Raw genomic sequence first — 24,470 nt, 5'->3', positions numbered from 1 at the left:
CAGCCTAGTATCCCATCGCCTGGAGCGCGAACATGATCACCGTGAGGACCACCACGGCGACGATGGTGAACCAGGTTAGCGCGTTCCAGATGCGCCCGTTGGCCCAGCGACCCATGACGTGGCGGTCGCTTGCGATGTTTACCATGCATACCAGGAGCACGGGCAGGAGCACGCCGTTCACGATCTGTGCTGCCATCATGATGCCGAAGAGGTTCGCTCCCGGGAGCAGCACCAGGGCGGCGCTCAGGATGGCGATGGCCGTCAGGATGCCGCGGTAGGCGGGGGCCTCCTTCCAGCTGCGGTCGGTGCCCCTCTCCCATCCAAAGGCCTCGCACACGGCACCCGCGGTGATGCCGGGCATGACGCAGGAGGCGAGGAACGACGCCCCCACAAGGCCTGCGGCAAAGAGCACGGCGCTGTACTTGCCCGCGAGCGGAACCAACGCCTGGGCCGCGTCGGCAGCGTCCTGAATCACCACGCCCGCGGGGAAGAGGACGCTTGCGGTCGTGAGCACAATGAACCAGGCGATGGCCTGCGAGACGAGCGCGCCGGACACGTTGTCGGCGCGCTGCCCAAGGATGTCGCCCTCGTCGAGGTTCTTCTCGGCAACGTTGCTCGAGACCATGAAGATCATGTAGGGCGAGATCGTGGTGCCTATGCTTGCCACCAGCAGCGAGATGTAGGCGGGGTCTCCCGACATCTGCGGCACGACCGTGCTGCCAAGCGCCTTGCCCCAGTCGGGTCCCACCACGACGCCGGTGATCACGTAGGTGACGAAGACGGCGGAGATGGTGAGGAGGACCTTCTCGATGTGGCGGTAGGATCCAGACATGGCCAGGAGCCACGACGCCAGGGCGGCCACGGGCACCGAGACGTAGACCGGGATGCCGAAGAGCAGAAGGCCCGAGGCGATGCCCGCGAACTCCGACACCGTGACGGAGAAGTTCGAGAGGATGACGGCCAGCATGGCGACCGTCGAGATGCGGATGCCAAACTGCTCGCGGATGAGGGAGGCGAAGCCCTTGCCCGTCACGCAGGCCATGCGCGCGGCGGTCTCCTGCACCACGACAAGCAGCAGGCAGGTGAGCGGGATGGACCAGAGCATGCCAAAGCCGTAGCGCGCGCCCTCGGACGAGAAGGTCGCGATGCCTCCCGGCGTCCATCCCCGCCAGGGCGGTGAGGATGCCGGGTCCCATCACGGAGAGCGTCGAGCGGAGCCGCTGCCCCCTCGTGGGCGCCGCGTCGACTCCCGCCGCCCGTCGTGCCGTCGCCACCCTAGGCCCCCAGCCCGCCGGGGAGGCATGCGAGTGCGACGGCGTACACCACGATCGCAACGGCCATGGCCGTTGCCTGGAGCGCGAGGCCCGAGGTCTCGAGGTTCTTGGCGTCCCTCACGCGCAGGATGGTGAGGTATGCCGGCGCGCAGAGGAACGACGCCATAACGCTCACGGCCGCGGAGGCGAAGCCGTGGAAGCTCGGGTCGTACGCGCCCAGGCCGCTCGCGAAGAGCGCCGCCTTGATGCCGCCGGCGACGAGCAGGACGAGCGCGGAGAAGAGAAGCCCCAGGCCGAGCCCCTTGATGGTGAAGCCCAGAAGCGACGGCGCGTCCTCGTCGTCAGGGTCGTAGCCCAGGAAGAAGTTGGTGACGTAGCTTATGGAGTCGTTCGCGGCAATCACGGCCACGGGCAGCGCCAGCGCATGTAGGAGGGTCGTGTCGCTTGCCCCGTTGGTCCCCGCGACCAGGGCGAGCGCCGCCAGGCCCAGCATCCAGAAGGCGAACCACAGCTCGTTCCTGAGCAGCCAGACGAGGTCGTGGCCACCGCGCGACCCGTCCCCGTCGCGACTCGCCGCACCGGCGATCTGCAGGTCCTCCTCGTGCTCCTCCTCCATGACGTCGAGCGCGTCGTCCACCGTGACGATGCCCAGCAGCTTGCGCGCGTCGTCCACGACGGGCATGGCCAGGAGGTTGTACTTCGCGATGTCCTTGGCCACGTCCTCCTGGTCGTCGTCGGGGCTCGCCACGACGAGCTCGCTCTCGGCGATGTCCGACAGCACGGTCTGGCCGCCATGGACGATGAGGTCGTTCAGGCTCACCGCGCCGGCGAGGCGGCCTTCCTCGTCCTTGGTGTAGACGTAGCGGACGGACTCGAAGTTCTCGTCCAGACCACGAAGCGCCGTGATGGCGTCGTCTACGGTGCCCGTCTCGTCCACCAGGACGAACTCGCTGGTCATGATGCGGCCGGCGGTGTCCTCGCGGTACCCCAGGAGCTGGCGGATGGCCTTCTGCTCCTGTACGCCCATGAGCCGAAGCAGCTTCTCTGCCTTGTCGTAGTCGAGCTCGCTCACGAGCTCGGCCGCGTCGTCGGGGTCCATCTCCGACAGCATGCGCGACGCCGTGGCTTCCTCCATGTCGCCCACGATTTCGGCTGCCATCTGGTCGTCGTCGAGCTCGGCCATGGCGTCCGCCGCCTGCTCGTCGTCGAGTTGGGCGAAGACCTGGCCGCGCAGGCGCGGGTCGAGCCTCTCGATGATGTCGGCGACGTCGGCGGGGTGAAGCTCGTCCAGCGTCTTGTGCGAGACCGACAGCTTCACGTTGGATAGGTCCCTCTCCACCAGGTCCATGTAGTTCCAGGCGATGATGCGCTCGGGGATGGACTTCCCGAAGACGCGGGCGATCTTGAGGGACGCGCGCTCGAACGCAGGCGAGAGGGACCTCAGTATTCCCCGGACGCCCACCTCGGCGCCGAGGAGGCGCAGCTGGGAGGAGCTGGTGTCCGAGAGCTTGAGGTCGTTCACGCGCACGACGCGCATGCCGCGCGTGTCGACGATCTGCTTGTTGAGCAGGTCGCGGGCGATGAGGACCTCGTTGGGTTGGAGGTACGAGAAGCGGATGTCGGTCGAGACGACCTTGAGTCGCACCTCGTCGTCGAAGGAGCCTACGTACTTGCGCCACGAGATCATGAACGGTGTCTTGCCGGGCCCCTCGACCGCGAGCGAGGTCACGCGGGGAAATACCTCGCCGGTGGCGATGCCGAGGTCGTTGACCCTGCCAATCCTCTCACCGTCGAGGTCGTAAACGGGGTTGCCCAGCATTTGGGACAGATAGATCATGCGTGCTCCTTCGTTGGTCCGTCGCCGCGCATCGCCGTGGATCGCGTCGCCTTCGCCGGGGGTACCCCGCGGTGAGACCAACCAGGACGCACCGAGGGGTCATCGACTGTGAGGTCGAGGTTTCATCAATGACCCTTCTCGTAGCTTCTTCTCGTCACAAGGCGGGGTCGAAATGGCCACCTGCCTGCGCCTTGAGCATTGTACACGCGTCGAGCTGCCAGAACTCCCACGAATGCCAATCACCACGCAGGAAGGTCATGCGCCATCCCGCGCACCGTCCCGTCGCCCATTCCCGTCCAGGGGCACGCCGCGCGAGCCAGCTGATGTGGGATACTTCCTGGGGTGGACCCGCAGTCAGAGAAGGGGGCGCGAGGTGAGGACCCTGCAAGCCAAGCACTTCCTTGCGGCCTCTCCCGAGGATGAGGTCGGGCGGAGATGACGCGCGCCTTTCCACGCCTCCCCACGTTCGGAAGGCCCGGTGGCGCGTCCTTGTCCCCCGATGCGGGACGCAGGTGCCGCATCGCCCTGCGCGTGGCGGCCGGCCTGGGAATCGGCCTGGTGGTCGCCGCCAATGTCGCTGCGGTGCGCTTCGGCGAGACGATCGACTCCTACCTGAGCAGCGACGAGGTCGACGTGTCAGACGTGCGCGTCGAGGCCCAGATGGCCCGCGACGAGAAGCTCTCGGAGGAGGTCGAGGCCGAGGGCCTGGTGCTCGTGCAGAACAGGGGAGACGTGCTTCCCCTCCCTCGCGACGTCGACCGCGTGAACGTCTTCGGCTGGGGTTCGACCCAGTGGGTGGGCGGCGGCTCGGGCTCGGGTGGCGTGGCGGGGGAGTGCGAGGGCATCCTGCAGGCCCTGACCGACGAGGGCATCGCCTACAACGAGGCGCTCGCCAAGATGTACCGTAACTTCCAGGGCGAGAGGCCCTTTCTCTCAAACGGGTCGCTCAACACCCATGACTACGAGTTCTGCCGGCTCTACGAGCCGAGCGTCGAGGACGAGGGGCTCTACACCCCCGAGCTCCTCCAGGAGGCGAGGGAGTACTCCTCCACCGCGATCGTGGTGCTGAGTCGCGTGAGCGGCGAGAGCATCGATTGCCCGCGCGAGCAGTTCCGCGTCACCACCAAGGGCGGTCCCGTCAAGCGGAGCATGGCCCGGCACTATCTCGAGCCCTCCCCCGAGGAGGAGGCGCTCATCCGCTACGTCGCCGCCAACTACCAGAACGTCGTCGTGCTGGTCAACTCGACCAACCCCATGGAGCTCGGCGTCGTCGAGTCCGTCGAGGGGGTGGACGCCTGCATGCTGGTGGGCGCCACCGGGACGACGGGCGCGCGAGCCGTGGTGAGGGCCCTCTGGGGGGACGTGAACCCATCCGGCCGCACGACGGACACCTACGCGTACGACTTCTCCACAGCCCCCAGCTGGGCCAACGCGGGAGCGGACGGCGAGGGCCACTACCTCGACGCAGGGGGCTGCTACCCGGCCGACGGGACGCTCAACGGCAACGTGGGCACCCGCGAGGCCTATGACTCCGTGCGCTTCGTCGACTACGCCGAAGGCATCTACGTCGGTTACCGCTGGTACGAGACGGCGGACGCGGAGGGCTTCTGGGAGGGGGAGAGGACCAGCCATGGGGAGGGCTACGACGGCGTCGTCCAATACCCTTTCGGCCACGGCCTGAGCTACACGGACTTCTCCTGGCAGGTGGTCTCGCGCGACCCCCTCAGGGGCGGGGAGCTTGACCCAGACGGAAGCGTGACTACCGTGGTGCACGTCACCAACACGGGCTCGCGGGCGGGCAAGGACGTGGTCGAGCTCTACGCCACGCCACCCTACGAGCATGGCGGGATCGAGAAGCCGTCGACGCAGCTCGTCGCCTTCGCGAAGACCGACGAGCTCCAGCCAGGCCAGAGCCAGGACGTCACGCTGAGCTTCGACGTGCGGTCCCTGGCGAGCTACGACTGCTATGACGCCAATGGCAACGGCTTTGCCGGCTGGGAGCTCGAGCGCGGGAGCTACAGGATCGAGCTCAAGCGAGACGCGCACACCCTCGCGACCTGCGCGCACGCGAGCGTCAGCTACGAGCTGCCGCACGACCACCCCTACCCAGACGACGCGAGGACGGGGGCGCGGGTCTCGAACCGCTTCACGGGCAGCTCGGCCGAGGCCGGCGTCTCCATCGACGGCAGCAGCACGGGGTCGCCGCTGAGACTCCTCACGCGGGCGGACTTCAGGGGCAGCTTTCCCAAGAACCGTGACGTAGACCGGACCATGCCCGACGCCGTCCGCATCCTCAACCGCTATGACGCGGGTCAGGCCCGCGCGCAGGACTCCCGGTACGACGGAGAGGTCCAGATGACCCAACAGCCCTCGCAGGCCAAGGCGAGGTTCTATGCGCTCGAGCGCCACGGCAGGCTCACCGCCCTGGGCCGCGCCCTGGGCGAGGACTACGACGACGAGCGCTGGGACTCCCTGCTCGGACAGCTCTCGCAGGGGCAGATGGAGCAGCTGGTCCTGCACGGCTACTCCCACACCTCCGAGCTCGGCGTGATAGGAAAGCCTCGCAGCAAGGAGCTCGACGGCTCGTCCCAGGCGTCCTCCTTCAACCAGCTCCGCTGGGGGGTGGGCTTCCCCAACCCCACCACGCTGGCACAGACATGGAACCCCTCCCTGTCAAGGCGCTTTGGTCAGGCGGTGGGCATGGAGTGCGCGATGCTGGGCATCGACGGCTGGTACGCCCCCGCCTGCAACCTGCATCGCACGCCCCTGGGCGGGCGGAACTACGAGTACTACTCAGAGGACCCCCTCGTGTCCGGCGTCATGGCCGCCCGTACCATCGAGGGCGCGCGCCAGGCGGGGACCTACACCTACCTCAAGCACCTCGCCCTGAACGAGCAGGACTCCTATCGCGACTCCCTCTATACCTGGCTGAGCGAGCAGTCCCTGAGGGAGCTCTACCTCGAGCCCTTCCGCAGGGCGGTCGAGGACGGTGGCTGCACGGGCGTCATGAGCTCGTACAATCGCATCGGCGCCATCTGGGCGGGCGGCAGCGAGGCTCTCGTCGATGGCGTGCTGCGCGGCGAGTGGGGCTTCCGCGGCTCCGTGATAACCGACTACAGCGACCATCACGCCTATATGAACGCCGACCAGATGCTTCGTGCCGGCGGCAGCCTCTTCATGGACGGCGTCTTTGACGATGGCGGCTTCGCCCTTGACACCACCACCCCAAACTTCCGCCGGCGCCTGCGGGCGGCCAGCAAGGACGTGCTCTACACCTGGCTCAACGCCCGCGCGTCCAACCTTGGCTACAACGACGCGGCGGCCGCGGCGGGCGAGGCCACGCTCGACCGTCCCGCCAAGACCAAGGGGACCTCCCTCGTGCTGGTGGTCGTCTCGCTGGTCGACGCGCTTGTCGCGGGGACCGTCGTCGTCCGCGCCGCCATGAGGATCCGCCGCCGTCGCAGGGCGTAGGGCCGCTCGCTCCCGCTCCAAAAGGACCGATTTCGACAAGGTGCCCAATCGGGGGGGCCACCGTTCCTCTCCCCGGGCGCGTTGTTGGCCGCCGGGGCCATGGCGCTCGCCCTTACGGGTTGTGCGGAGGGGGCAAGCATGAGGGGGAGCTCTTCGGGCGGCGACAAGCCCGTGGTGTACGCGAGCTTCTATCCCGTGGCAGACCTCACGCACCAGGTGGTGGGAGACCGCATGGAGGTGCGGACCATCATCAAGGGCAGCCAGGAGCCCCACGACTTCGAGCTTCAGGCTGGCGACCGAGCCGAGCTGGGCGAGGCCGACCTCGTCATCTACAACGGAGCAGGCATGGAGGACTTCATGGACGACCTCAGGGGCTCCGAGGGTGACGACGGTCGCTTCCTCGACCTCTCGCAGGGCCTCACGCTGCTTCGGGGCAAGGACTCGGACGGGGACGATCGCTCGAGCGTCAACCCCCACACCTGGCTGAGCGTGAGAAACGCCCAGCACGAGGTCGAGCTCATCCGCGACCGGGCGAGCGCGATGGACCCCGACGGGGCGGGCACGTACCAGGCAAACGCGCAGAGGCTCATCGACGAGCTGCACGAGCTCGACCAAAGCTTCCAGGAGCGCCTGGACAAGGGCAAGGCGGGCGAGAGGTACTTCGTGGTCTCGCACGCGGCGTTCAACTACCTGGCGCACGACTACGGCCTGCGGCAGGTGGCCGTGACGGGCATCTCTCCCGAGGACGAGCCGTCCGCGGCCCAGCTTGCGACCATCGCCGACTTCGTGAGACAGCATGGCATCGACACCATCTTCTTCGAGGGGAGCGCGACCCCCAAGGTCGCGCAGACCCTGGCGCGGAGCACCGGCGCCACCACCTCGACCCTCTACACCATGGAGAACCTGAGCGAGGAGGAGATGGGGCTTGGCTACGTCGAGCTCATGAGGCGCAACCTCGACGCCCTGGCGGAGTCGTTTGATGTGTGAGCTGGTGCGCGCGCGGGGGCTCGAGTTCTCGTACGAGGGCGTCCCCGTCATAGCCGGCCTGGACTTGAGCCTGCGCCCTGGCGAGCTGGTCGCCCTGGTGGGCAGGAACGGAGCGGGCAAGTCGACGCTCATGAGGCTGCTCTTGGGCGAGCTTGCGCCTGACGCGGGGGAGCTTCTCGTCCTGGGCGAGCGTCCCGTGACGCACCGCCACTACCCGCGCGTCGCCTACGTCTCGCAGGACTCCGTGCGTGGCTACCGCCATTTTCCCACGACCGTCCGCGAGCTCCTCCAGGTCCACTGCCGGCAACTGGGAATCAAGTCCGACGTCGGCGAGCTCCTGGCCCAAGTGCGCCTGGAGGGCTCGCTCGACAAGGCGCTCGACCAGCTTTCGGGTGGGCAGCTCCAGCGGGTGGGGCTGCTCGTCGCCCTTCTCAAGGACGCCCGTCTCATTCTCCTCGACGAGCCGACCAACGGAGTGGACGCCAGCTTCTCGGACGAGCTTTTCCAGGTGCTGAGGGACATGGCGGACGCGGGCAAGGCAGTGCTGGTCGTGACCCACCATCCGGACGAGCTCGAGGGCCGTGCCGACCGTGTGATCAGGCTCAGGGACGGCAGCATCGAGGAGGTCGTTCAGTTGTCGGAAGGAGACGTCGGCGCGTGATGTTCGAATACGAGTTCATGCGGCGCGCCTACCTCGCGGGCAGCGTCCTGGCCGTGATCCTGCCGCTCATAGGCCTGCCAATTCTGCTCAAGAGGCTCTCGATGATGGGCGACACGCTCTCACACGCCTCGCTCGCCGGCGTGGCCATAGGCCTCTGCCTGGGCTTCGACCCGCTCCTTGGTTCCCCGTGGTCGCCTGCGTCGTGGCAGCCTTGGGGGTCGAGCTCATCAGCAGTCGCCTCAAGGCCTACCAGGAGATTTCGACCGTGATCGTGCTTGCGACCGCCATCGGACTCGCGGGCATCTTCACGAGCCTCACGGGCGGGAGCAACGCCATCAGCTCCTACCTCTTTGGCTCGATCGTGACCATCGGGGACTTCGAGCTCGCGCTGGTGCTCGTCGTGGCGGCTGTGGTGCTGGTCACCTACCGCCTGATCTACGACCGCCTCTACCTGAGCGCCTTCGACCCCGTCGCGGCCCCTCTCATGGGCATCGACGGCCGGGCGCTCAACCTGGCGTTCTCGTTCCTCGTCGCCATCACGGTAAGCGTGGCGGCAAAGACCATCGGCTCGCTGATCGTCTCGTCGCTGATGGTCATACCCGTCATCTGCGCCATGCAGTTCGCACGCAGCTACAGGCATCAAGATGAGCTAAGGAGAGCGCGATGTCAGACCGTCATCTGCGCCATGCAGTTCGCACGCAGCTACAGGGGGACGCTGCCCCTCTCCATAGCCCTCTCGCTCGCCTTCGTCCATGCGGGCCTTGCGGTCTCGTACCACCAGAACCTCAGGCCCGGATCTGTGATCGTGCTCATCGCAGTGCTTGCTTTATCAGTGGCGATGCTCGCCAAGAGAAGATAGGGGTACCTATGAACAACGTAAGGAAGGCAGGCCTGGGCCTTGCCGGTGCCATTGCCGCGGCGACCGTCGTCGCGGCGCTGGGTGGTCGCGGGCTTGGCGTTCCCGCGTCGGGTGGCCGGCAGGCACCCGCGGCACAGGAGCAGGCTCGGGTACTGCGCCAAGACGACCCTGCGAGCAAGGCGGACGTGTCCTTCGCCACGGACGACACCACCGAGGTCCTCATCGACGCCCCCGAGGTGGATTCAGACCAGATCGTGAAGGTGGTCAAGCACGGGGACCACTGGCACGTCTTCACCAAGGACGGGCGAGAGATCATCACCTACAGCGACCCGAGCCAGGCCAAGAGCGGCTCGCAGCTCAGCAACACGGCGAAGGTCGTCGGGACGGACGGGAGTTCGTCACCTACGAGGACCCGAGCGCACTGTACCCCCACGCATACTCGTGAGGATGGTGAGCCTGGACGAGCTCGCCCGCCAGCCCATCGTCCGCATCCTCAAGCATGACGACCACTACCACGCCTACACGGAGGACGGCAGTGAGTTCATCTGCCGCGAGGATCCCTCCCGCGCCTTCCCCAAGATCAAGATAGGGACCTTCGAGGGGAGCCATGGCGGGCATGTCTCGCACGTGGGTCGCGGCGCTCGGGGTGGCGCGGCTGGGAACGGCGCGCCCCGCTCGCGCGGCAAGGCGGGCGCCTCGAAGCCTGCGGGCCCCGTCGCCCCCATCAAGCAGGACAAGAACGACCCCAAGCGCGTGCTATCCATCGAGCACCACAACAACCACTGGCACCTGCACCACGCAGACGGCTCCGAGAGCGTGGCCTACGAGGACCCCTCCTCCGCCTACCCTGACATCAAGATCACGGAGTACGACCCCAACATGGGGCGCCACTTCGAGCCCCTCAAGCCGGGCGAGAGCTTCCGCTACGAGGACGTTGACGCCGCGCTTCTGGTTCCGCTTGACCAGATTAACTATGGCAACGTGGTCCACTCCGTCGACTACGACGAGGCCGCCGGTGGCTTCGTGATTCCCCACCACGACCACTACCACTACGTGTCCATCCAGACGATCATCCAGTTCTGCAAGGACGGTGGGGACACCTTCCACGGCAACGACCCGCGCGCCGTCGTCGCCACCCTCAAGTACCTGGTCCAGCACCCCGAGGCGCGTCCCAAGGGCAAGAACGGCTGGGGGAGCGACGCCGAGGTGGGGCATGGTGGCGGAGGCCATGCCCACGACGACGAGCGGAACGGCGACCACGAGGTCGAGCGCGACCACGAACATGCGGCGGAGTCCCGAGACGAGGAGGAGGCGGACTTCACGCGCGGCCCCAGGATCGAGCGCATCGTGCACGAGGGCAGCGTCTGGTACGTCTATTACGTCGACGGCAGCTTCAGCACGCTGACGCACGACCCCGAGGACCGCTATCCTGGCGTGCCCATCGAGGAGGGCTCGACGCCCGTCAACGACGGCATGAGCGACGACCGCGCAGGCACTCCCGCCACGGACAAGGACGAGGTCGGGGGTGAGGGGGTCGCAACTGTCCGCCCCGAGACGGGGCCCACAAGGGAAGGGACGTCCGCCGCGGTTGGCCACGAGTGCGAGGCGTCGGCGGCGGCCGAGGGTGCCGACCCCGAGCGCGTGGACGCCTCCCGTGAGAAGGACGCTCCGGCGGAAGCGGCAGATGCCGACGAGACGCCGGCGGGCACGACGGACGACGCCCCCGGCGTGGCATAACCCCGGGCTGGCACTGCGCGCCACGCGAGGTGCGGGGCATTCTCGCCTAAAGAAGGAGCCCGGTCGGGATGATCCGGCCGGGCTCCGCTCGTGCGAGGGGGAAGGAGGCTAAGGCTCTAGAACTTGACCTGGGGCGCCTGGCGCACGGAGGCGTCGGCGGCCTCGAAGCCCTTGCGGCGCGGGAACTTGGACCCGGCGACGATGTTGCCGGGGAAGGTGGTGACGGCGTTGTTGTACTCGAGCACGCAGTCGTTGAAGCTCTGGCGCGCGTAGCTGATGCGGTTCTCGGTGTCGGTCAGGTCGCCCTGGAGCTGCTGGAAGTTGGCATTGGCCTTGAGCTCGGGGTAGGACTCCGCGACGGCGAAGAGGTGTCCGAGGGTCTGGGTCAGCTGGTTGGAGGCGGCCATCTTGTCCTCGGGGGTGACGGCGGAGCTCACGGCAGAGCGGGCCTTGATCACGGCTTCGAGGGTCTGGGACTCGTGGCTGGCATAGCCCTTGACGACCTCGACCAGGTTGGGGATCAGGTCGTTGCGGCGCTGGAGCTGCGTGTCGATGGTCTCCCACGCGTTGTCGCAGCGGTTGTTCTTCTGGACGATGCCGTTGTAGATCGAGATGAACCAGATTCCCACCACCACGATGAGTGCGATGATGATTATGGCGAGCGTCATGGCGATTCCCTTCTCGCGGCTCGTATCCTGTCAGACAAGTATACCCGGACCCGCCCACATTCGACCTGGGACGTGGTCCTGACGGCATGTGATGTCCGCGGGGCAACGAAGTCGGATTGCGGGGGTTCAATGTCGACGCGACCGTAAGGCAGGGGACTGACGCCATCGCACCGGGAGGCACCTGGGCGACCTGGCTGATGCGCATGGCGGAGGGGGAGGGATTCGAACCCTCGGAACGGGGTTACCGCTCGACGGTTTTCAAGACCGCTGCAATCAACCACTCTGCCACCCCTCCAATGGGTGCGCGGATATATCCTAGCGCATGAGCCCATGCAGAAGAGGGGAGGCTAGGGGACGATGGCCGAAGCGGAGCGACGGCGCGAGGTCGACGAGGCCTTCATGCGCGAGGCCATCGAGGAGGCCCGCCTTGCCGCGCAGGAGGGAGAGGTGCCCATCGGCGCCGTCGTGGTCTGCGACGGAAGGGTGGTCGCACGCGGTCGCAACCGGCGCGAGCTCGACCATGACCCATCGGCCCATGCCGAGTTCAGCGCGCTGGTGAAGGCGTCGCAGGCGCTGGGTCGCTGGCGGCTTACGGGCTGCACGGCCTACGTGACGCTCGAGCCCTGCCTCATGTGCGCGGGGCTCATGGTCAACTCCCGCATAGACCGCTGCGTCTTTGGTGCCCCAGACCCCAAGGGCGGCGCGCTGGGAACGCTCTATGACGTGAGCCACGACGGACGGCTGAACCACGAGTTCGAGGTGGTGGGTGGCGTGTTGCAGGATGAGTGTGCGCAGCTGCTTCGCGACTTCTTCCGCGCCCGCCGTGCGGAGCAGCGTGCCGCGAGGGGTGTGGCCTCGGACGAGTAGGGTCGCGCGGGCTCAGGAGCCGGCTCGTCCGCTTACGGACGTCGTCTAGGGCGCATGAGGCCACGCATGCCCTGCCCGTGCGACCGCTCGTCCGCCACGTAACTGCAGTTTTTCTCGCTGTTTATCCAATAGTGAAGTATCTTTGTCTGTATTCCGGGCGAAGGGGCTTATGGGCATGGGCAAGTGGTTCGACGCGGACGACGTACGCGAGGCATACGAGCACATTCGCGACCACGTGCGTCGGACCCCGCTGGAGGAGGCCGTCTATCTCAACGGAGGAGACACGCGCTACTTCTTCAAGCTCGAGAGCCAGCAGATCGGCAAGAGCTTCAAGATTCGTGGCGCCTACAACACCATGTCGCGGCTGAGCGACCGCGAGCGCCGGCACGGCGTGGGCACGGTCTCGACGGGCAACCATGGCGTTGCCGTCGCCTATGCCGCCCGCGAGCTGGGAATCCGCGACTGCATGGTGGTCGTTCCCATGGGGACGCCGCATTCCAAGACCGACCGCATACGCTACTACGGCGCCCGCTCCATGATGCTGGGCTCGGATTACGACGACTCCATCACGCTGGGCATCAACTACATAGACCGCAACGAGATGTTCTTCGTGGACCCCTATGAGTACGACCCGCGCGTGTACTGCGGCCAGGGGACCATCGGGCTCGAGGTCCTGGAGCAGAACCCAGAGGTCGACACCATCGTCGTGCCCGTGGGCGGTGGCGGGCTTATCACCGGCATCGCCACCATAGCGAAGGCCATGAGGCCCGACGTGCGCATCGTGGGCGTGCAGACCAGCGCCTGCCCGGCCATGCTGCAGTCCCTGCGCGACGGAGTCTGCTACAACCGCTACCCGACCTCGGGGAGGACCGTCTGCGAGGCAATCGTGGGCGGCGTGGGACAGATTGCCTTCGACATGCTGCCCGACCTCCTCGACCAGATGATCATAGTGAGCGAGAGGTCCATCCGCTCCGCCTTCAAGTTCATGGTGAGCCGCGAGCAGCTGAGCATCGAGCCGGGAAGTGCCATGGTGGTCGCTGCCGTGCGGGAGCATGCGGAGCTCGTGGGCGGCCACAACGTCGCGCTGGTGATAAGCGGCGGCAACCTGGACGCGGACGTGCTCTCGGCCATCCTCGAGGAGGACTTCGGCGACGAGGGGTAGGCCGACTTGGCATCGCGTGTCGGGCACGCTCCCGCGCGCCCCTCGCCTTGCCGCGCACGCTTCAGCGCACATCGAGTCACGTCGAGCACGCACCAACGCACGCTAGGTCGCAGCGCATACGCCGTTGCGCACACGATTTTTGTCGAGCACGCACCAACGCACGGCCGGAGCTGCGTCTGCGCTGTTGGCATGTGGGTCTCGTGTGCGCAAGGGCGTGCTTGGTCCGTGGCGCGTGCGCAAGGGCGTGGACAACGCGGGCCGTGTGTGCCGGCCCGTGGGCGCCGCGGATGCAGTGGTGCAAACGGGCGAGGGGCGCGCCTACACCAGCTGGAAGATGAAGAAGTCCAGGTAGTGGGTCTCGGGCACGCCCCAGAGGATGGGGTGGTCCGGTGCCTGCTGGCGCTCCTCGACCTGGCGCAGCTGCACCCCGGCCCCGTGTGCCGCCTCCGCGATCGCCTGCGCCAGGCGCTCGCGCGACATGAAGTGGCTGCAGCTGCAGGTGGCCAGGTAACCGCCGCGCGGAAGCATCCGCATCGCATCCTGGTTGATCTGGCGGTAGCCGCGCATCGCGTGGTCGATGGTCCTGCGGCTCTTGGTGAAGGCGGGCGGGTCCAGCACGACGAGGTCGAAGGGACCTCCCTCGGCGCGCAGCCGTGCCTTGTCGCGCGCGAGCTCGGGCAGGTACGCCAGGACGTCTGCCTGGGTGAACCCCATGCGCGGCGTCCCGTCCGCATTCACGTCGAGCCCGTTCAGCCGCGCGTTCTGCGCCGCCAGGTCGAGGGCCGTCTGGCTCACGTCCACGCAGCGCACGAACTCCGCCCCACCCGCGGCGGCGTTGAGGCCGAAGGGGCCCACGTGACAGAAGCAGTCGAGCACGCGTCGTCCCCCGCTGACCTGCCTCACGGCGCGGCGGTTGTACTTCTGGTCGAGGAAGAAGCCAGTCTTCTGGCTGTTCTCTATGTCAAGGTCGAAGGCCAGGCCGTTCTCGTGCACCACGAGTCGCGCGTCTTGGGGCTCCCGCGCCAGGCAACCGTCCAGCGCGCCGCCGCTCGCCTCGATCGCGAGCGGGTCCACGGCCCCCGGGGCCGAGAAGTCGTACCAGCCCTTGCGGGGCTCGAGCCCCTCCTTCAGGCGTGCGGGCGAGTCGGAGCGCTCGTAGATGCCGCGCACGCGGACGCCGTCCTCCTCGAGGACGAGGGCCAGGAGCGGGAAGAGGGTGGGCCTCAGGAGCTCCATGCCCACGGTGCCCACCTGCGCCACGAGCACGTCCTCGTAGCGGTCCACCACGAGGCCGGGGAAGGCGTCGGCCTCCGAGAAGAGCAGGCGACAGCAGTTGGTGTCCGGCTCGCAGCCGGCAAGGGCGCGCGATCCCATGGTGGCCTTGCGGTGCCCCCACGCCCAGCGGAGCTTGCGCCACCAGAAGGCGGCGTCGAGCCGGTCGTTCGCGTTGCGGCTCACCACGCGCACGCGGATCTTGCTCTTGAGCGAGAGGAGCCCCACTCCCTGCCAGGTGCCACTTTCCTCGAAGAGGTCGATGGCACAGCCGTTCGTGGCCTCACGCCCGTCCAGGGGAGAGGGACGCAGTTCCAGAGCCTCGCCTTCGAACACCCATGGGTGACCCGCCTTGAGGGAGCGGGCGGCCTTGCGGCTCACGATTGCCTGGGGGTAGGGTCTGAGCTGCTTCATGCTGGGCGTCCCTCCGGTCCTTGCGCTGTCTGCGGGCGAATACGTCTCGTTTGGTCCCGCGTCTTGCATTATGACCGACGCGCCGCCCCCTGCTGGCCGACAGCCTTGAGGCACCAAGTTCGCTGGGCATGGGCCGACCTGTCCCATGCCCCGGCCCCAAAAGGTTACGAGCGGGGGACGGATACCGTTACGTCCGAGTTTCGCCTTGGGCCTCGTAGCCCACGCTCCTCTCATCCGGCCCCTAACATGGCCAGACACCCGCGGCGTCGGATGGGGAGGGAGTGGCCCCAAGGGGTCCGACTCGGCCCAACCCACTGGAGCCGCGGCGTCAGCCAGGGCGGGAGAGGCCCGCCGGCACGAGTGGCGACTGGCTCTTATACACATNACTGTTTGTGATCGTTGTTGCTGCGGTGGTCCTGGTCATTGGCTATATCGGGTATGGCCGCTGGCTAGCGAAGTCCTGGGGGGTCGACGAGGACGCGCTGACGCCCGCGGTGCGCATGGAGGACGGCCACGACTTCGCCCCCGCCTCGCGCTTCACCGTCTTCGCGCACCAGTTCTCGTCCATCTGCGGCGCGGGTCCCGTCACGGGCACCATCGTCGCCATGATGTTCGGCTGGCTGCCGGTGCTGCTCTGGGTCCTGGTCGGCGGCATCTTCTTTGGCGCCGTCCATGACTTCGGCGCCCTCTACGCCTCCGTCAAGAACAACGGGAAGTCGCTGGGGCAGCTGATCGAGAAGTACATCGGCCGCACCGGCCGCAGGCTCTTCCTGCTCTTCAGCTTCCTCTTCTGCTGCATCGTCGCCGCCGCCTTCACCTCCATGGTCGCCGGCACCTTCAAGATGAGCGTGGGCGAGGCCGGCGTCCTGGACGTCGCGAGGTCCTATCCCGCTGGCGCCGCCGGCACCATCTCGATCCTCTTCACCTTCGTCGCCATCCTCTTCGGCTGGATGTGCCGCAGGTACGAGCTTTCCGGCTGGAAGCAGTTCGCCTTCGCCGTCCTGCTCATCGCCGCGATGTTCTTCCTCGGCATGCTCTTCCCGATCTACCTGAGCCTCAACGCCTGGATCGCCGTGGTCATGGTCTACTTGGTGTTCGCCTCCGCCATGCCCATCCAGACCCTCAAGCAGCCCCGGGACTACCTCACCACCATCATGATGGTGGCCATGATCGCCTGTGCCGTCGTGGGCATCGTGGTCCTGGGCGTGAGCGGCAAGGCCACGATGACGGCACCCATGGTCGTCTCGTCCCAGACTCTGGACGCCCTGTCCGCCAAGGGCAACTACCTCTTCCCGGTGCTCTTTGTCTCGGTCGCCTGTGGCGCCCTCTCGGGCTTCCACAGCCTGGTGTCCTCCGGAACCTCCTCGAAGCAGGTCTCTAACGAGGCTGACGCCCTGCCCGTGGGCTTCGGCGCCATGGTCCTCGAATCCTTCGTGGGCGTCCTGGCGGTGGTCGTCGCCGCCATTATGTTCAGCGACATGAACACAGCAGGAACCGGCGCCCTCAACTCCGGCGCCGCGAGCACGCCCTTCCAGATCTTTGCCGCCGGCGTCGCGCGAGGCATGACCGCGATTGGCATCAACTCGAGCTTTGCCACCGTCTTCATGACGATGAACGTCTCGGCATTGGCGCTGACCTCGCTCGACGCCGTCGCCCGCATCGCCCGTACCTCGTTCCAGGAGTTCTTCCTCAAGACCAACGACGCCGGCGAGGAGGCTGGGGAGGGATCCCTCGCATATCGTGTCGTGACCAACGTGTGGTTTGCCACCTTCGTGACCCTGGCGATCGGCCTGTCGCTCACCTTTGGCGGCTACCTCAACATCTGGCCGCTCTTCGGCGCCTCCAACCAGCTCCTGGGCGGCATGACCATGATCACCCTGGCCGTCTTCTGCAAGGCCACGGGCCGCAAGGGCTGGATGCTCTACCTGCCCGTTACCTTCCTGCTCTGCAGCACCTTCACCTCACTTGCTATGAGCGCCTACGGCTGCGTCACAGCGCTTGCCGCGGGGATGACGGTGGACGTGCTGGCCACCAAGGGCCTGCAGCTGGTCTTTGCCGTCCTGCTCATGGCCCTGGGCCTGATCGTCGCCTACAACTGCCTGAAGGAGCTCTTCACCACCGAGGCCGGCTCCATGCCCGACGAGGAGCCCGAGTGGTCCGAGCTCGGCTGCAAGCACGTCGCTGCCCGCGCCGCGGAGGACGCTTCCTCAGGCGCCGCGTCTGCGGCGGCCCGCGCGTAGGCGCGCCCCTCCCCGGGGCTGCCGGCGCGGCAGGAGCGCCCCTCTCACTGTGTCAAAGGTGGAGTCCCCGCAGCTCTGATTGGGCTGCGGGGACTCCCTTTTCGTCGTCCATGACCCCCGTCGCAGGACGATCACCTGTGACGGGGCCGACACGCTCGCTAGATGTGCCCGCACTCGCCCAGCGCGGAGCGGTCGTACCAGGCGGAGAGCAGGTAGGGCAGGATCGCTTTGGCGTCCACGTCGGCCAGGCGCCTCATGCCGCAGACCGTGAGGTCCAGGGTGGAGAGGCCACCGCCTATGACGCTGATGACGGGCAGCTCGCCCCAGGGGTCGTCCGGAGTCGAGCGAAGCTCGAGCTTGGTGACGTAGCCCGGCGTCCACTCCTTGTAGTCGTACTGCACGAGCGCCCCGAGGAGCGCCCCGGAGGTCAGCTCGGCGCCGCCTTCGGGTCTCACCATGCGGTCGAAGTGGTAGTAGAAGCCGCATCCCTTGGTGGTGACGCCCGCCCCGGGCCCCTGGAAGATCATGTGCGTGAGGGGCGTGTTGTACTCGCCGAGCTCCATGCGCACGCTGGCGACCTGACAGCCCCTGCGGCTGACCTCGGCCGTCACCACGTCGCCGTCACGGCGCAGCACGAACTCGGCCCCCATCTTCTTGGGCATGGAGCCGTTGTCGCGCCCGAGCTGCGTGGCCATCTCCTGGCCGTTGCCGCCCAGGAGCAGCGAGAGCGTGTACTGGCCCAGCTGCTCGCCGGCGTAGCAGTAGACGCCCAGGATCGCCTCGTAGTAGTCGTCCGTGAACGAGGGACGATTGATGTGGTTGATCGAGAGGACCACGACGGGCATCTTGAAGGGCGTGAGCTCCGGTGGCAGGACGCGGCGGATGGCCTCGGGCGTCGTGGTGAAGGCGATGTAGATGCCGCGCTGGTCACCCATGATGGAGGGCTGGCCGAACTTCGCCACGTCCTCGTCCAGGGCATGGAAGCTGGTTTGCGGCCGGTGTGGGAGGAAGAGCTCGCGTGCCGCCGCATAGCCACCGTGTGTGGCGGGTGAGATGTTCCCGTCCTTGACGGCGGACCCCACGACGCGCACCTCGACGTCTGCTGCCTCGAGCCCCTCGCGCAGTTCGGTGTTGGGGCGGTTGCCCAGCGAGAGCACGACGAGGTCGCAGTCAAGGCGAGAGGCGCTTCCGTCCGCCGTCGACTCGAGCGCCAGGCCCTGCGCGTCCGCGCTGACGAGCTTCTGTCCCAGCCTGAACTCCACGCCGTACTTGCGCAGGCGTCCCATGACGTCAAGCACGTTGACGGGGTTGACGCCAGGCGCGACGGAGTCGAGCATGTCCACCACGACGACGTGGGCCGCGCCCTTCTCGGCTGCGTATTCGGCGGTCTCGATGCCGGTCATGCCCGCGCCGACGACCACGACGCTCTTGCCGGCAAGCTCGCGCCTGCCGGTGAGGACCTCGGGCACGCAGGCGACGTTGGGGCCGTCGAGGCCGGGAATGGAGCGCGGCACGATGGGGCTCCCGCCGGTGGCGAGTATCACCGCGTCGGGCTCGAGCGCGAGCACGGATTCCACGGTCGCGCGCTCTCCCAGGTGGATGTCCACGCCCAGGTCGGGAAGGACCTTGGCGTAGTACTCGGGCACGAAGGACATCTTCTCCTTGAGGGGAGGCGCCGCCGCGAGGACGACGTCGCCGCCCAGCTCGCGCGCTGCCTCCAGGAGCGTGACCCTGCAGCCTCGCGTGGCAGCCGTCTCTGCCGCGCACATACCGGCGGGACCTGCCCCCACCACAACGAGGTGGTGGTGCTCGACGTCGGGTTCGAGGCTGCCGCAACGGAGCTCCGCCGCGCAGGTCGGGTTGACGGCGCACTCGAGCGGCATGGCCGCCTCGGCGTTCTGCTCGAGGCTCTCGAAGCAGCGCAGGCACGAGATGCACTTGCGGAGCTCGTCCACGCGACCCTCCTGGACCTTGCGGCCCCATTCGGGGTCCGCCAGCCAGGCGCGCCCCATGCCCGCGAAGTCGATGAGCCCCTCCTCGAGGAAGCTCTCGGGGACGTCAGGGCCACGGAAGTTCGACACCGCTATGACGGGGATCGAGACGTTCTTGCGCACGGCGGCGATGAGGTCGTGCCTCCAGCCCTCGGCGTACGAGACGGGCTCGACGGAGGTTATGCCGGTCTCGTAGATGCCGCAGGAGACGTCGATGAAGTCGATGCCGGCCTTCTGGAGCTCCTGGGCGATCCTTACGCCGTCCTGGATATGAATGTAGTCCTCGGTGACGCCCGTGGCAGAGAGGAACTCCTCGACCGAGAGGCGGCAGCCCAGGGGGAAGTCCTCCCCGCAGCGCTCGCGGATGCCCGAGATGATCTCGAGCACCATGCGCAGGCGGTTCTCGAAGGACCCGCCGTACTCGTCCTCGCGCTTGTTGGTGTAGGGCGAGAGGAACTGCTCGAGCAGGTAGCCGTGGGCGCAGTGCAGCTCGACGCCATCGAAGCCCGCCTGCTGGACACGCGCGGCGGCGTCCACGAACTCCCGGATGATGTGCCTGACCTCGTCGGTGGTGAGGGCGCGCGTCTCCTGCTTGCAGCGCTTGCAGGGGATGGCCGAGGCGCTGACCACGGGGGCACCGCCCAGTAGTGAGCTATAGGTCTCGCGGCCGGGGTGGTGGAGCTGGATCATGGTCTTCGCGCCATGGCTGTGGATTGCCGCCGCGAGGCGCGCCAGCGCGGGTATGTTGCGGTCGCGCGTGGCGGATATCTGGCGCAGGAGGCCGGGGCCGGTCACGTCGTCGACGCGACAGATCTCGGGCAGGATGAGCCCTGCCCCGCCCGCGGCGCGCGCCTCGTAGTAGGCGATCATCTCGTCGCTCGGCGTGCCGTCGAGGTTGGCCAGGCCCACGCCCACGGGTGTCATGACCAGTCGGTTCTTGAGCTTCAGGCCACCTATCTGCCCCGCCTCGAAGAGCTTCTCGTACATGGGATCTCCCTTCCTCGCGCCTGCGGCGTCGAGTGCTGGCGTCCCAGGCAACCCCTCGTGACATCTAGCTTGCTACCACGGGCGACGGGACGTGCGGCGATTAGGGGAGAAGCCCGCATTGCGGCGCGGACGGCATGGGGCGTGCGGGCGTGGTGCGTGACCATGGCGCCAGGGGAGAGAAGAGGCGCGTCCACGACTGCGAACGCGCCTCGGAAGCAGGTCATTGATATGTTCGTACGTCTTATCGCAAAGTCTAGAAGTGCCTGCCGTAGCGGCCGGAGCTGATGCCACGCCCCCGGCTGCGTGAGCCGCTGAACATGGTGCGCGTCGCCTTGGTGGTGGAGCGGCCGGGATTGGGCACGATGCGCGTCTCGTCGTAGTCGAAGCCCTCGAGGTCCCACACCGGGACGAGCGCGTGCGTGAAGTACTCGATCTCGCGCAGGGGACTGATCTCGTCGGGCGCAACGAAGGTGTAGGCGTGTCCCGTGGCGCCGGCGCGTCCCGTGCGGCCGATGCGGTGCACATAGTCCTCGGGGTCCATGGGCACGTCGAAGTTGACCACGGCGTCGATCCCGCTCACGTCGATGCCGCGACTCATGACGTCGGTGGCCACGAGCACCTGGCAGGCACCTTCGCGGAATCGCTCGAGTGCTCGCTCGCGGGCCTTCTGGGGGCGGTCAGCGTGCATGACGTCCACGCTGAAGCTCGCGCGCTTGAGGTACTTCTCGAGGTCGTCGCTGCGGTGCTTGGTGCGACAGAAGACCAATACGCGCTCGGGGACCTCGTCTGCGGCCCCGCCAGTCTTGAGCAACGCTTCCAGAAGCAGGGTCTTCTGCCCCTGCGAGACGGGGCAGAGGTGTTCCTCCACGGTGTCGGCAGTCTCTCCCACGCGGGCGATCTCGATGCTCGCGGGGTCGTGCAGCATGGCGTCGACGGTGCCCTTGATGCTGGGTGGGATGGTTGCAGAGAAGAGCAGTGTCTGCCGGTCTGCGGGGCAGGCCTTGACGATGCGGCGCACGCTGGGCCAGAAACCCATGTCCAGCATGCGGTCGGCCTCGTCCAGCACCAGGACCTTGACGTCTGCCAGGCTCACGTGCTCGTGCTCCATGAGGTCGATGAGACGGCCGGGGGTCGCCACGAGCAGGTCGCAGCCGCGCTCGAGCTCACGGATCTGGCGCTCGAACTTGGCACCACCCATGACAACGACGGTCTTCTGTCCGGTCTTGCGGCAGACGACGCTCACCACGTCCTCGATCTGTGCCGCGAGCTCGCGGGTGGGAGTCACCACCAGGGCGAAGGGTCCGAAGGGCCTGGCGTCAGGGTCCCTCTCGCGCGGGTCGTCCATGGGGGCGTCCGTGCGCTTCGAGGCAGGCTTCTTCCTGCGACGACGCTTGCGCTTGGGTTTTGTGGGGGAGTCGCCCTGCGTCTCGGGAGCGGGCTTGGTCTGGGGCGCGGCATCCGCGTTCGCCTTCGTATCGTCTGCGGGTGCGTCGCCGCCTTCCGCCTTCTTGTGATGCCTGCGACGCCGGCGCCGGGGCTTGCCCGATGCGTCGGCGTCCTGGATTACGCTCTCGTTGTTGACGGGTGCCGAGAGCACGGAGTCGTCCTCCACGCGGTCCGCGAGGACTTCGGGTCCGTCGTCCTGTGTGGCCCTGGTGGCCCCGTCCTGCGAAGGGCCGTCGTCACTCTCGCCCGCATCAGCCGGCTTTGCGCCGGGGGCGGCGGATGCTGCCCGGCTCTGCCGTGCCGCGCGAGAGAGGGGCTCGATGACCTGCAGGACCGGCAATGCGAAGGCGGCGGTCTTGCCCGTGCCTGTCTGTGCGGAGGCGATCACGTCGCGCCCGGCGAGGACGGCGGGGATGGCCTGCTCCTGCACGGGAGTCGGCGTTGAGAAGCCCAGCTCCTCCACGCCGGCGAGGATGTGCTCGTTTAGCCCGAGCTCGGCAAATGTCTTAGTCATGTGCCTAAGTATCGCCCAAGTTGCCTCGTGCTGCAGGGCAGACATCGGAGCCATGCGTCCTGACGGCTATGTGGGGCAGCCGTCTGCGGCGCGAATGGCGCCAGAGGGCCCGAGCACACCAAAGGCTCACGATTGCCCCGTGACCCTCGACTACGCTGGGCCTGTTGCGACGAATCGCCTGGGAGGTTGCCATGAGGCTGCAGCTCACGTTGGACGCGCTGAGGTTGGAGGACTGCCTCGACCTCATCCTGGACACCCGTGACTACGTCGACGTGGTCGAGGTGGGCTATCCGCTCCTGGTGGAGGAGGGGCTTTCGATGGTGAGGCACGTGAAGCATGCCTTCCCGGACAAGGTTGTGCTCGCCGACGCGAAGGTCTTCCACAGCGGTGGCTACGTCGCGCGGAAGTGCTTTGACTACGGGGCGGACGCGGTGAGCGTCCTGGGACTTGCCTCCGACCAGACCTTCGACGCGGTGCTGCGGGTGGCCGAGGTGATGGGACGGTGCGTGGTGGGCGACCTGGCTGGCATGGCGGGTCCGCTCAGCCGTGCCGTGGAGCTCGAGGCGCTGGGCGTGGGGGAGCTCGTCGTTCCCTCGGGGCTGGGGGCCGATGGTCACGAGCTCAGTGCCGTCTCGGACGTCGGGGAAGCGGGCACCTTCGCCCCGCTGGAGCTGCTGCGTGGCCTCAACGAGTGCCTGACGAGCGCCCAGAGCGCAGTGGTCGGCCACATCGGGCTCGACAACATAGTCCAGGTGGTGGCTGCTGACCCCTCCTGCGTCCTCGTGGGCAGGGCCATTGCGCAGGCTGACGACCCACGCGCCGCGGCCGCGCGGCTCAAGGCCCAGATGGTGTAGGCGGTGTAGGCGCGCGGGGCGGCCGCGTTCTCGGACACACGGCCCTCTCGCCCGCCGTGTCCTGCTCTGGGTGGACCTCTTGTCGTGCCCTATGCCTCGAACTTGTCCACCATGCCATCGGAGTCCGCCTTGAGCGTGCGGATTTGTGCCGGAATGTCCGCCCGGTCGTAGGGCGTCATCTGGTACACCCAGTTGAGCCAGTTGCGGTACAGCAGGTTTGCATGGGCTCGCCAGGTAAAGATGGGCTGCCGCTCGGGGTCGTCGTCGGGGAAGTAGTTCTGGGGCACGCGGATGGGAAGCCCGCGCTTGAAGTCGCGCCAGTACTCGTCGCTCAGGGTGTCGCGCCCGTACTCGTAGTGGCCGGTTACGTACACCTCGTGGAAGTCGCGGGTCGCGATGAGCGAGGGTCCGCTGGAGAAACCCTCGCTGAGCACGTGCAACTCGGGGTGGTTGGCCAGCTCGCCTGCGTCGATGGCGGCATGGCGCGAGTGGGGCATGTTGTGCATCTCGTCGAAGCCGTTGGTGAGGAAGCTGTACTCGTCGCAGAGCCGCTGGGGAAAGACGCCGAAGAGCTTGGCGGGAAGCTGCCTCTTGGGAATCCGGTAGAGGTGCCAGAGGCCGGCAAGTGCGCCCCAGCAGAGGTACATGGTGCTGAGCACGTGCCCCTGCGACCAGTCTATGATCCGGCAGAGCTCGTCCCAGTAGTCGACGGCCTCGTAGGGAAGCTGCTCCACCGGTGCGCCGGTGATGATCATGCCGTCGTAGTTCTTGTCCTCGTAGGCCTCGAAGCAGTCATAGAACTTCACCAGGTGGTCCTGCGAGACATGGGTGGACTCGTGCGTGCTCACGCGCATGAAGTCGCAGCTTACCTGCAGGGGCGACTTGCTGATGAGGCGCAGGATCTGGGTCTCGGTCTCTACCTTGGTGGGCATGAGGTTCAGGATCACCACGTTGAGCGGGCGGATCTGCTGCTGCCCGGCGACCTCCTCCTCTAGGGCAAAGATCCGCTCCTGGCGGAGGACCTTCTTGGCAGGCAGGCCGTCGGGGATGTTGATGGGCATGCTGGCTCCGTTCCGGCGCGATTTTTTCGCTATCAGGATAGACCAGGCGGGCGAGAGGGGCGCGGCGTGTCTTGCTCGCGACTTGGCCGCGCGAGCCGGCATTTGCGGGCCAGTGGTCGGCACTCCATGGCGCAGTCCTGGCGTGGTCGTCGCGAGTGGCGCCGCGGC

General features: G+C 67.3%; 17 protein-coding genes, 1 tRNA gene and 1 pseudogene. 11 read left to right on the top strand and 8 right to left on the bottom strand.

Going from position 1 to position 24,470, the window contains the following annotated elements; genetic code table 11:
• Positions 1-4: 4 nt before the first annotated feature.
• Both BQ7388_RS08860 and BQ7388_RS08855 read right to left on the bottom strand, forming a co-directional pair.
• Positions 5-1,196, bottom strand: a pseudogene (locus tag BQ7388_RS08860) (Nramp family divalent metal transporter).
• 79 nt (positions 1,197-1,275) lie between these two features.
• The gene (locus tag BQ7388_RS08855) at positions 1,276-3,111 is read right to left on the bottom strand and encodes a magnesium transporter (RefSeq protein ID WP_072500295.1); all 1,836 of its coding nucleotides are present in this window, start codon (positions 3,109-3,111) and stop codon (positions 1,276-1,278) included.
• A 489-nt stretch (positions 3,112-3,600) separates the two neighbouring features.
• On the opposite strand from BQ7388_RS08855, the gene BQ7388_RS08850 reads away from it, so the two are divergent.
• The 7 genes from BQ7388_RS08850 to BQ7388_RS08825 all read left to right on the top strand — a co-directional run bounded on the left by BQ7388_RS08850 (position 3,601) and on the right by BQ7388_RS08825 (position 10,826).
• Positions 3,601-6,582: a glycoside hydrolase family 3 N-terminal domain-containing protein gene (locus BQ7388_RS08850; protein WP_234946910.1), complete on the top strand. Its 2,982-nt coding sequence runs from the start codon at positions 3,601-3,603 to the stop codon at positions 6,580-6,582.
• A 138-nt stretch (positions 6,583-6,720) separates the two neighbouring features.
• Complete coding sequence (locus tag BQ7388_RS08845) at positions 6,721-7,569, top strand: metal ABC transporter solute-binding protein, Zn/Mn family (RefSeq protein WP_197414972.1); 849 nt, start codon at positions 6,721-6,723, stop codon at positions 7,567-7,569.
• Positions 7,562-8,230 (top strand): ABC transporter ATP-binding protein, encoded by a 669-nt coding sequence (locus BQ7388_RS08840; RefSeq protein ID WP_072500293.1) that lies wholly within the window; start codon positions 7,562-7,564, stop codon positions 8,228-8,230. The genes BQ7388_RS08845 and BQ7388_RS08840 overlap by 8 nt, the downstream gene beginning before the upstream one ends.
• Positions 8,230-8,499, top strand: coding sequence for a metal ABC transporter permease (locus BQ7388_RS13260; protein ID WP_268794049.1), 270 nt, complete (start codon positions 8,230-8,232; stop codon positions 8,497-8,499). The genes BQ7388_RS08840 and BQ7388_RS13260 overlap by 1 nt, the downstream gene beginning before the upstream one ends.
• Entirely contained in the window at positions 8,433-9,089 is a 657-nt protein-coding gene (locus BQ7388_RS13255) for a metal ABC transporter permease (RefSeq protein WP_200781456.1), read from the top strand. Before BQ7388_RS13260 ends, BQ7388_RS13255 begins: the two co-directional genes overlap by 67 nt.
• Positions 9,090-9,097: 8 nt before the next feature.
• Entirely contained in the window at positions 9,098-9,592 is a 495-nt protein-coding gene (locus BQ7388_RS08830) for a hypothetical protein (RefSeq protein WP_072500292.1), read from the top strand.
• Positions 9,537-10,826: a hypothetical protein gene (locus BQ7388_RS08825; RefSeq protein WP_234946909.1), complete on the top strand. Its 1,290-nt coding sequence runs from the start codon at positions 9,537-9,539 to the stop codon at positions 10,824-10,826. Before BQ7388_RS08830 ends, BQ7388_RS08825 begins: the two co-directional genes overlap by 56 nt.
• Before the next feature lie 116 nt (positions 10,827-10,942).
• Here BQ7388_RS08825 and BQ7388_RS08820 read toward each other — a convergent pair whose 3' ends face one another.
• Together BQ7388_RS08820 and BQ7388_RS08815 are read right to left on the bottom strand one after the other, a co-directional pair.
• On the bottom strand, positions 10,943-11,494 hold the full coding sequence (locus tag BQ7388_RS08820) for a LemA family protein (protein ID WP_009278234.1): 552 nt from the start codon (positions 11,492-11,494) through the stop codon (positions 10,943-10,945).
• A 204-nt stretch (positions 11,495-11,698) separates the two neighbouring features.
• Positions 11,699-11,789 (bottom strand) — tRNA-Ser (locus tag BQ7388_RS08815).
• A gap of 62 nt (positions 11,790-11,851) precedes the next feature.
• Between BQ7388_RS08815 and tadA the strand changes: the two genes are divergently transcribed.
• Both tadA and BQ7388_RS08805 read left to right on the top strand, forming a co-directional pair.
• Positions 11,852-12,361, top strand: a complete 510-nt coding sequence (gene tadA, locus BQ7388_RS08810; RefSeq protein ID WP_072500290.1) for a tRNA adenosine(34) deaminase TadA — start codon at positions 11,852-11,854, stop codon at positions 12,359-12,361.
• A gap of 175 nt (positions 12,362-12,536) precedes the next feature.
• Positions 12,537-13,523 (top strand): threonine ammonia-lyase, encoded by a 987-nt coding sequence (locus tag BQ7388_RS08805; protein ID WP_234946908.1) that lies wholly within the window; start codon positions 12,537-12,539, stop codon positions 13,521-13,523.
• Positions 13,524-13,841: 318 nt separating this feature from the next.
• On the opposite strand, the gene BQ7388_RS08800 is transcribed toward BQ7388_RS08805, so the two are convergent.
• Positions 13,842-15,209 carry a class I SAM-dependent rRNA methyltransferase gene (locus BQ7388_RS08800; RefSeq protein ID WP_072500288.1) on the bottom strand — a complete coding sequence of 456 codons (1,368 nt, stop codon included), beginning with the start codon at positions 15,207-15,209 and terminating at the stop codon, positions 13,842-13,844.
• 392 nt (positions 15,210-15,601) lie between these two features.
• Between BQ7388_RS08800 and BQ7388_RS08795 the strand changes: the two genes are divergently transcribed.
• Positions 15,602-17,449: a carbon starvation CstA family protein gene (locus tag BQ7388_RS08795; protein ID WP_407668484.1), complete on the top strand. Its 1,848-nt coding sequence runs from the start codon at positions 15,602-15,604 to the stop codon at positions 17,447-17,449.
• A gap of 158 nt (positions 17,450-17,607) precedes the next feature.
• Here BQ7388_RS08795 and BQ7388_RS08790 read toward each other — a convergent pair whose 3' ends face one another.
• Positions 17,608-20,427, bottom strand: coding sequence for an oxidoreductase (locus tag BQ7388_RS08790; protein ID WP_072500287.1), 2,820 nt, complete (start codon positions 20,425-20,427; stop codon positions 17,608-17,610).
• A gap of 253 nt (positions 20,428-20,680) precedes the next feature.
• Positions 20,681-22,387: a DEAD/DEAH box helicase gene (locus tag BQ7388_RS08785; RefSeq protein WP_072500286.1), complete on the bottom strand. Its 1,707-nt coding sequence runs from the start codon at positions 22,385-22,387 to the stop codon at positions 20,681-20,683.
• Between the two features lie 191 nt (positions 22,388-22,578).
• Here BQ7388_RS08785 and BQ7388_RS08780 point away from each other — a divergent pair, with 191 nt between their 5' ends.
• Positions 22,579-23,241, top strand: a complete 663-nt coding sequence (locus BQ7388_RS08780) for an orotidine 5'-phosphate decarboxylase / HUMPS family protein (RefSeq protein ID WP_062531488.1) — start codon at positions 22,579-22,581, stop codon at positions 23,239-23,241.
• Positions 23,242-23,330: 89 nt separating this feature from the next.
• Here BQ7388_RS08780 and BQ7388_RS08775 read toward each other — a convergent pair whose 3' ends face one another.
• Positions 23,331-24,302, bottom strand: a complete 972-nt coding sequence (locus BQ7388_RS08775) for a homoserine O-succinyltransferase (RefSeq protein WP_062531487.1) — start codon at positions 24,300-24,302, stop codon at positions 23,331-23,333.
• Positions 24,303-24,470 lie beyond the last annotated feature (168 nt).

The sequence above is a fragment of the Olsenella phocaeensis genome, from assembly GCF_900120385.1.
GTDB lineage: Bacteria > Actinomycetota > Coriobacteriia > Coriobacteriales > Atopobiaceae > Olsenella_I > Olsenella_I phocaeensis.
Note: the sequence above shows the minus strand (reverse complement) of the source record. Positions and strands in the feature narration are given on the sequence as shown.

Coding starts and splice junctions, on each gene's coding strand:
- BQ7388_RS08855 (WP_072500295.1), bottom strand. CDS start 3,111: ATGATCTATCTGTCCCAAATGCTGGGCAACCCCGTTTACGACCTCGAC.
- BQ7388_RS08845 (WP_197414972.1), top strand. CDS start 6,721: ATGAGGGGGAGCTCTTCGGGCGGCGACAAGCCCGTGGTGTACGCGAGC.
- BQ7388_RS08840 (WP_072500293.1), top strand. CDS start 7,562: ATGTGTGAGCTGGTGCGCGCGCGGGGGCTCGAGTTCTCGTACGAGGGC.
- BQ7388_RS13260 (WP_268794049.1), top strand. CDS start 8,230: ATGTTCGAATACGAGTTCATGCGGCGCGCCTACCTCGCGGGCAGCGTC.
- BQ7388_RS08830 (WP_072500292.1), top strand. CDS start 9,098: ATGAACAACGTAAGGAAGGCAGGCCTGGGCCTTGCCGGTGCCATTGCC.
- BQ7388_RS08825 (WP_234946909.1), top strand. CDS start 9,537: ATGGTGAGCCTGGACGAGCTCGCCCGCCAGCCCATCGTCCGCATCCTC.
- BQ7388_RS08820 (WP_009278234.1), bottom strand. CDS start 11,494: ATGACGCTCGCCATAATCATCATCGCACTCATCGTGGTGGTGGGAATC.
- tadA (WP_072500290.1), top strand. CDS start 11,852: ATGGCCGAAGCGGAGCGACGGCGCGAGGTCGACGAGGCCTTCATGCGC.
- BQ7388_RS08805 (WP_234946908.1), top strand. CDS start 12,537: ATGGGCAAGTGGTTCGACGCGGACGACGTACGCGAGGCATACGAGCAC.
- BQ7388_RS08800 (WP_072500288.1), bottom strand. CDS start 15,209: ATGAAGCAGCTCAGACCCTACCCCCAGGCAATCGTGAGCCGCAAGGCC.
- BQ7388_RS08790 (WP_072500287.1), bottom strand. CDS start 20,427: ATGTACGAGAAGCTCTTCGAGGCGGGGCAGATAGGTGGCCTGAAGCTC.
- BQ7388_RS08785 (WP_072500286.1), bottom strand. CDS start 22,387: ATGACTAAGACATTTGCCGAGCTCGGGCTAAACGAGCACATCCTCGCC.
- BQ7388_RS08780 (WP_062531488.1), top strand. CDS start 22,579: ATGAGGCTGCAGCTCACGTTGGACGCGCTGAGGTTGGAGGACTGCCTC.
- BQ7388_RS08775 (WP_062531487.1), bottom strand. CDS start 24,302: ATGCCCATCAACATCCCCGACGGCCTGCCTGCCAAGAAGGTCCTCCGC.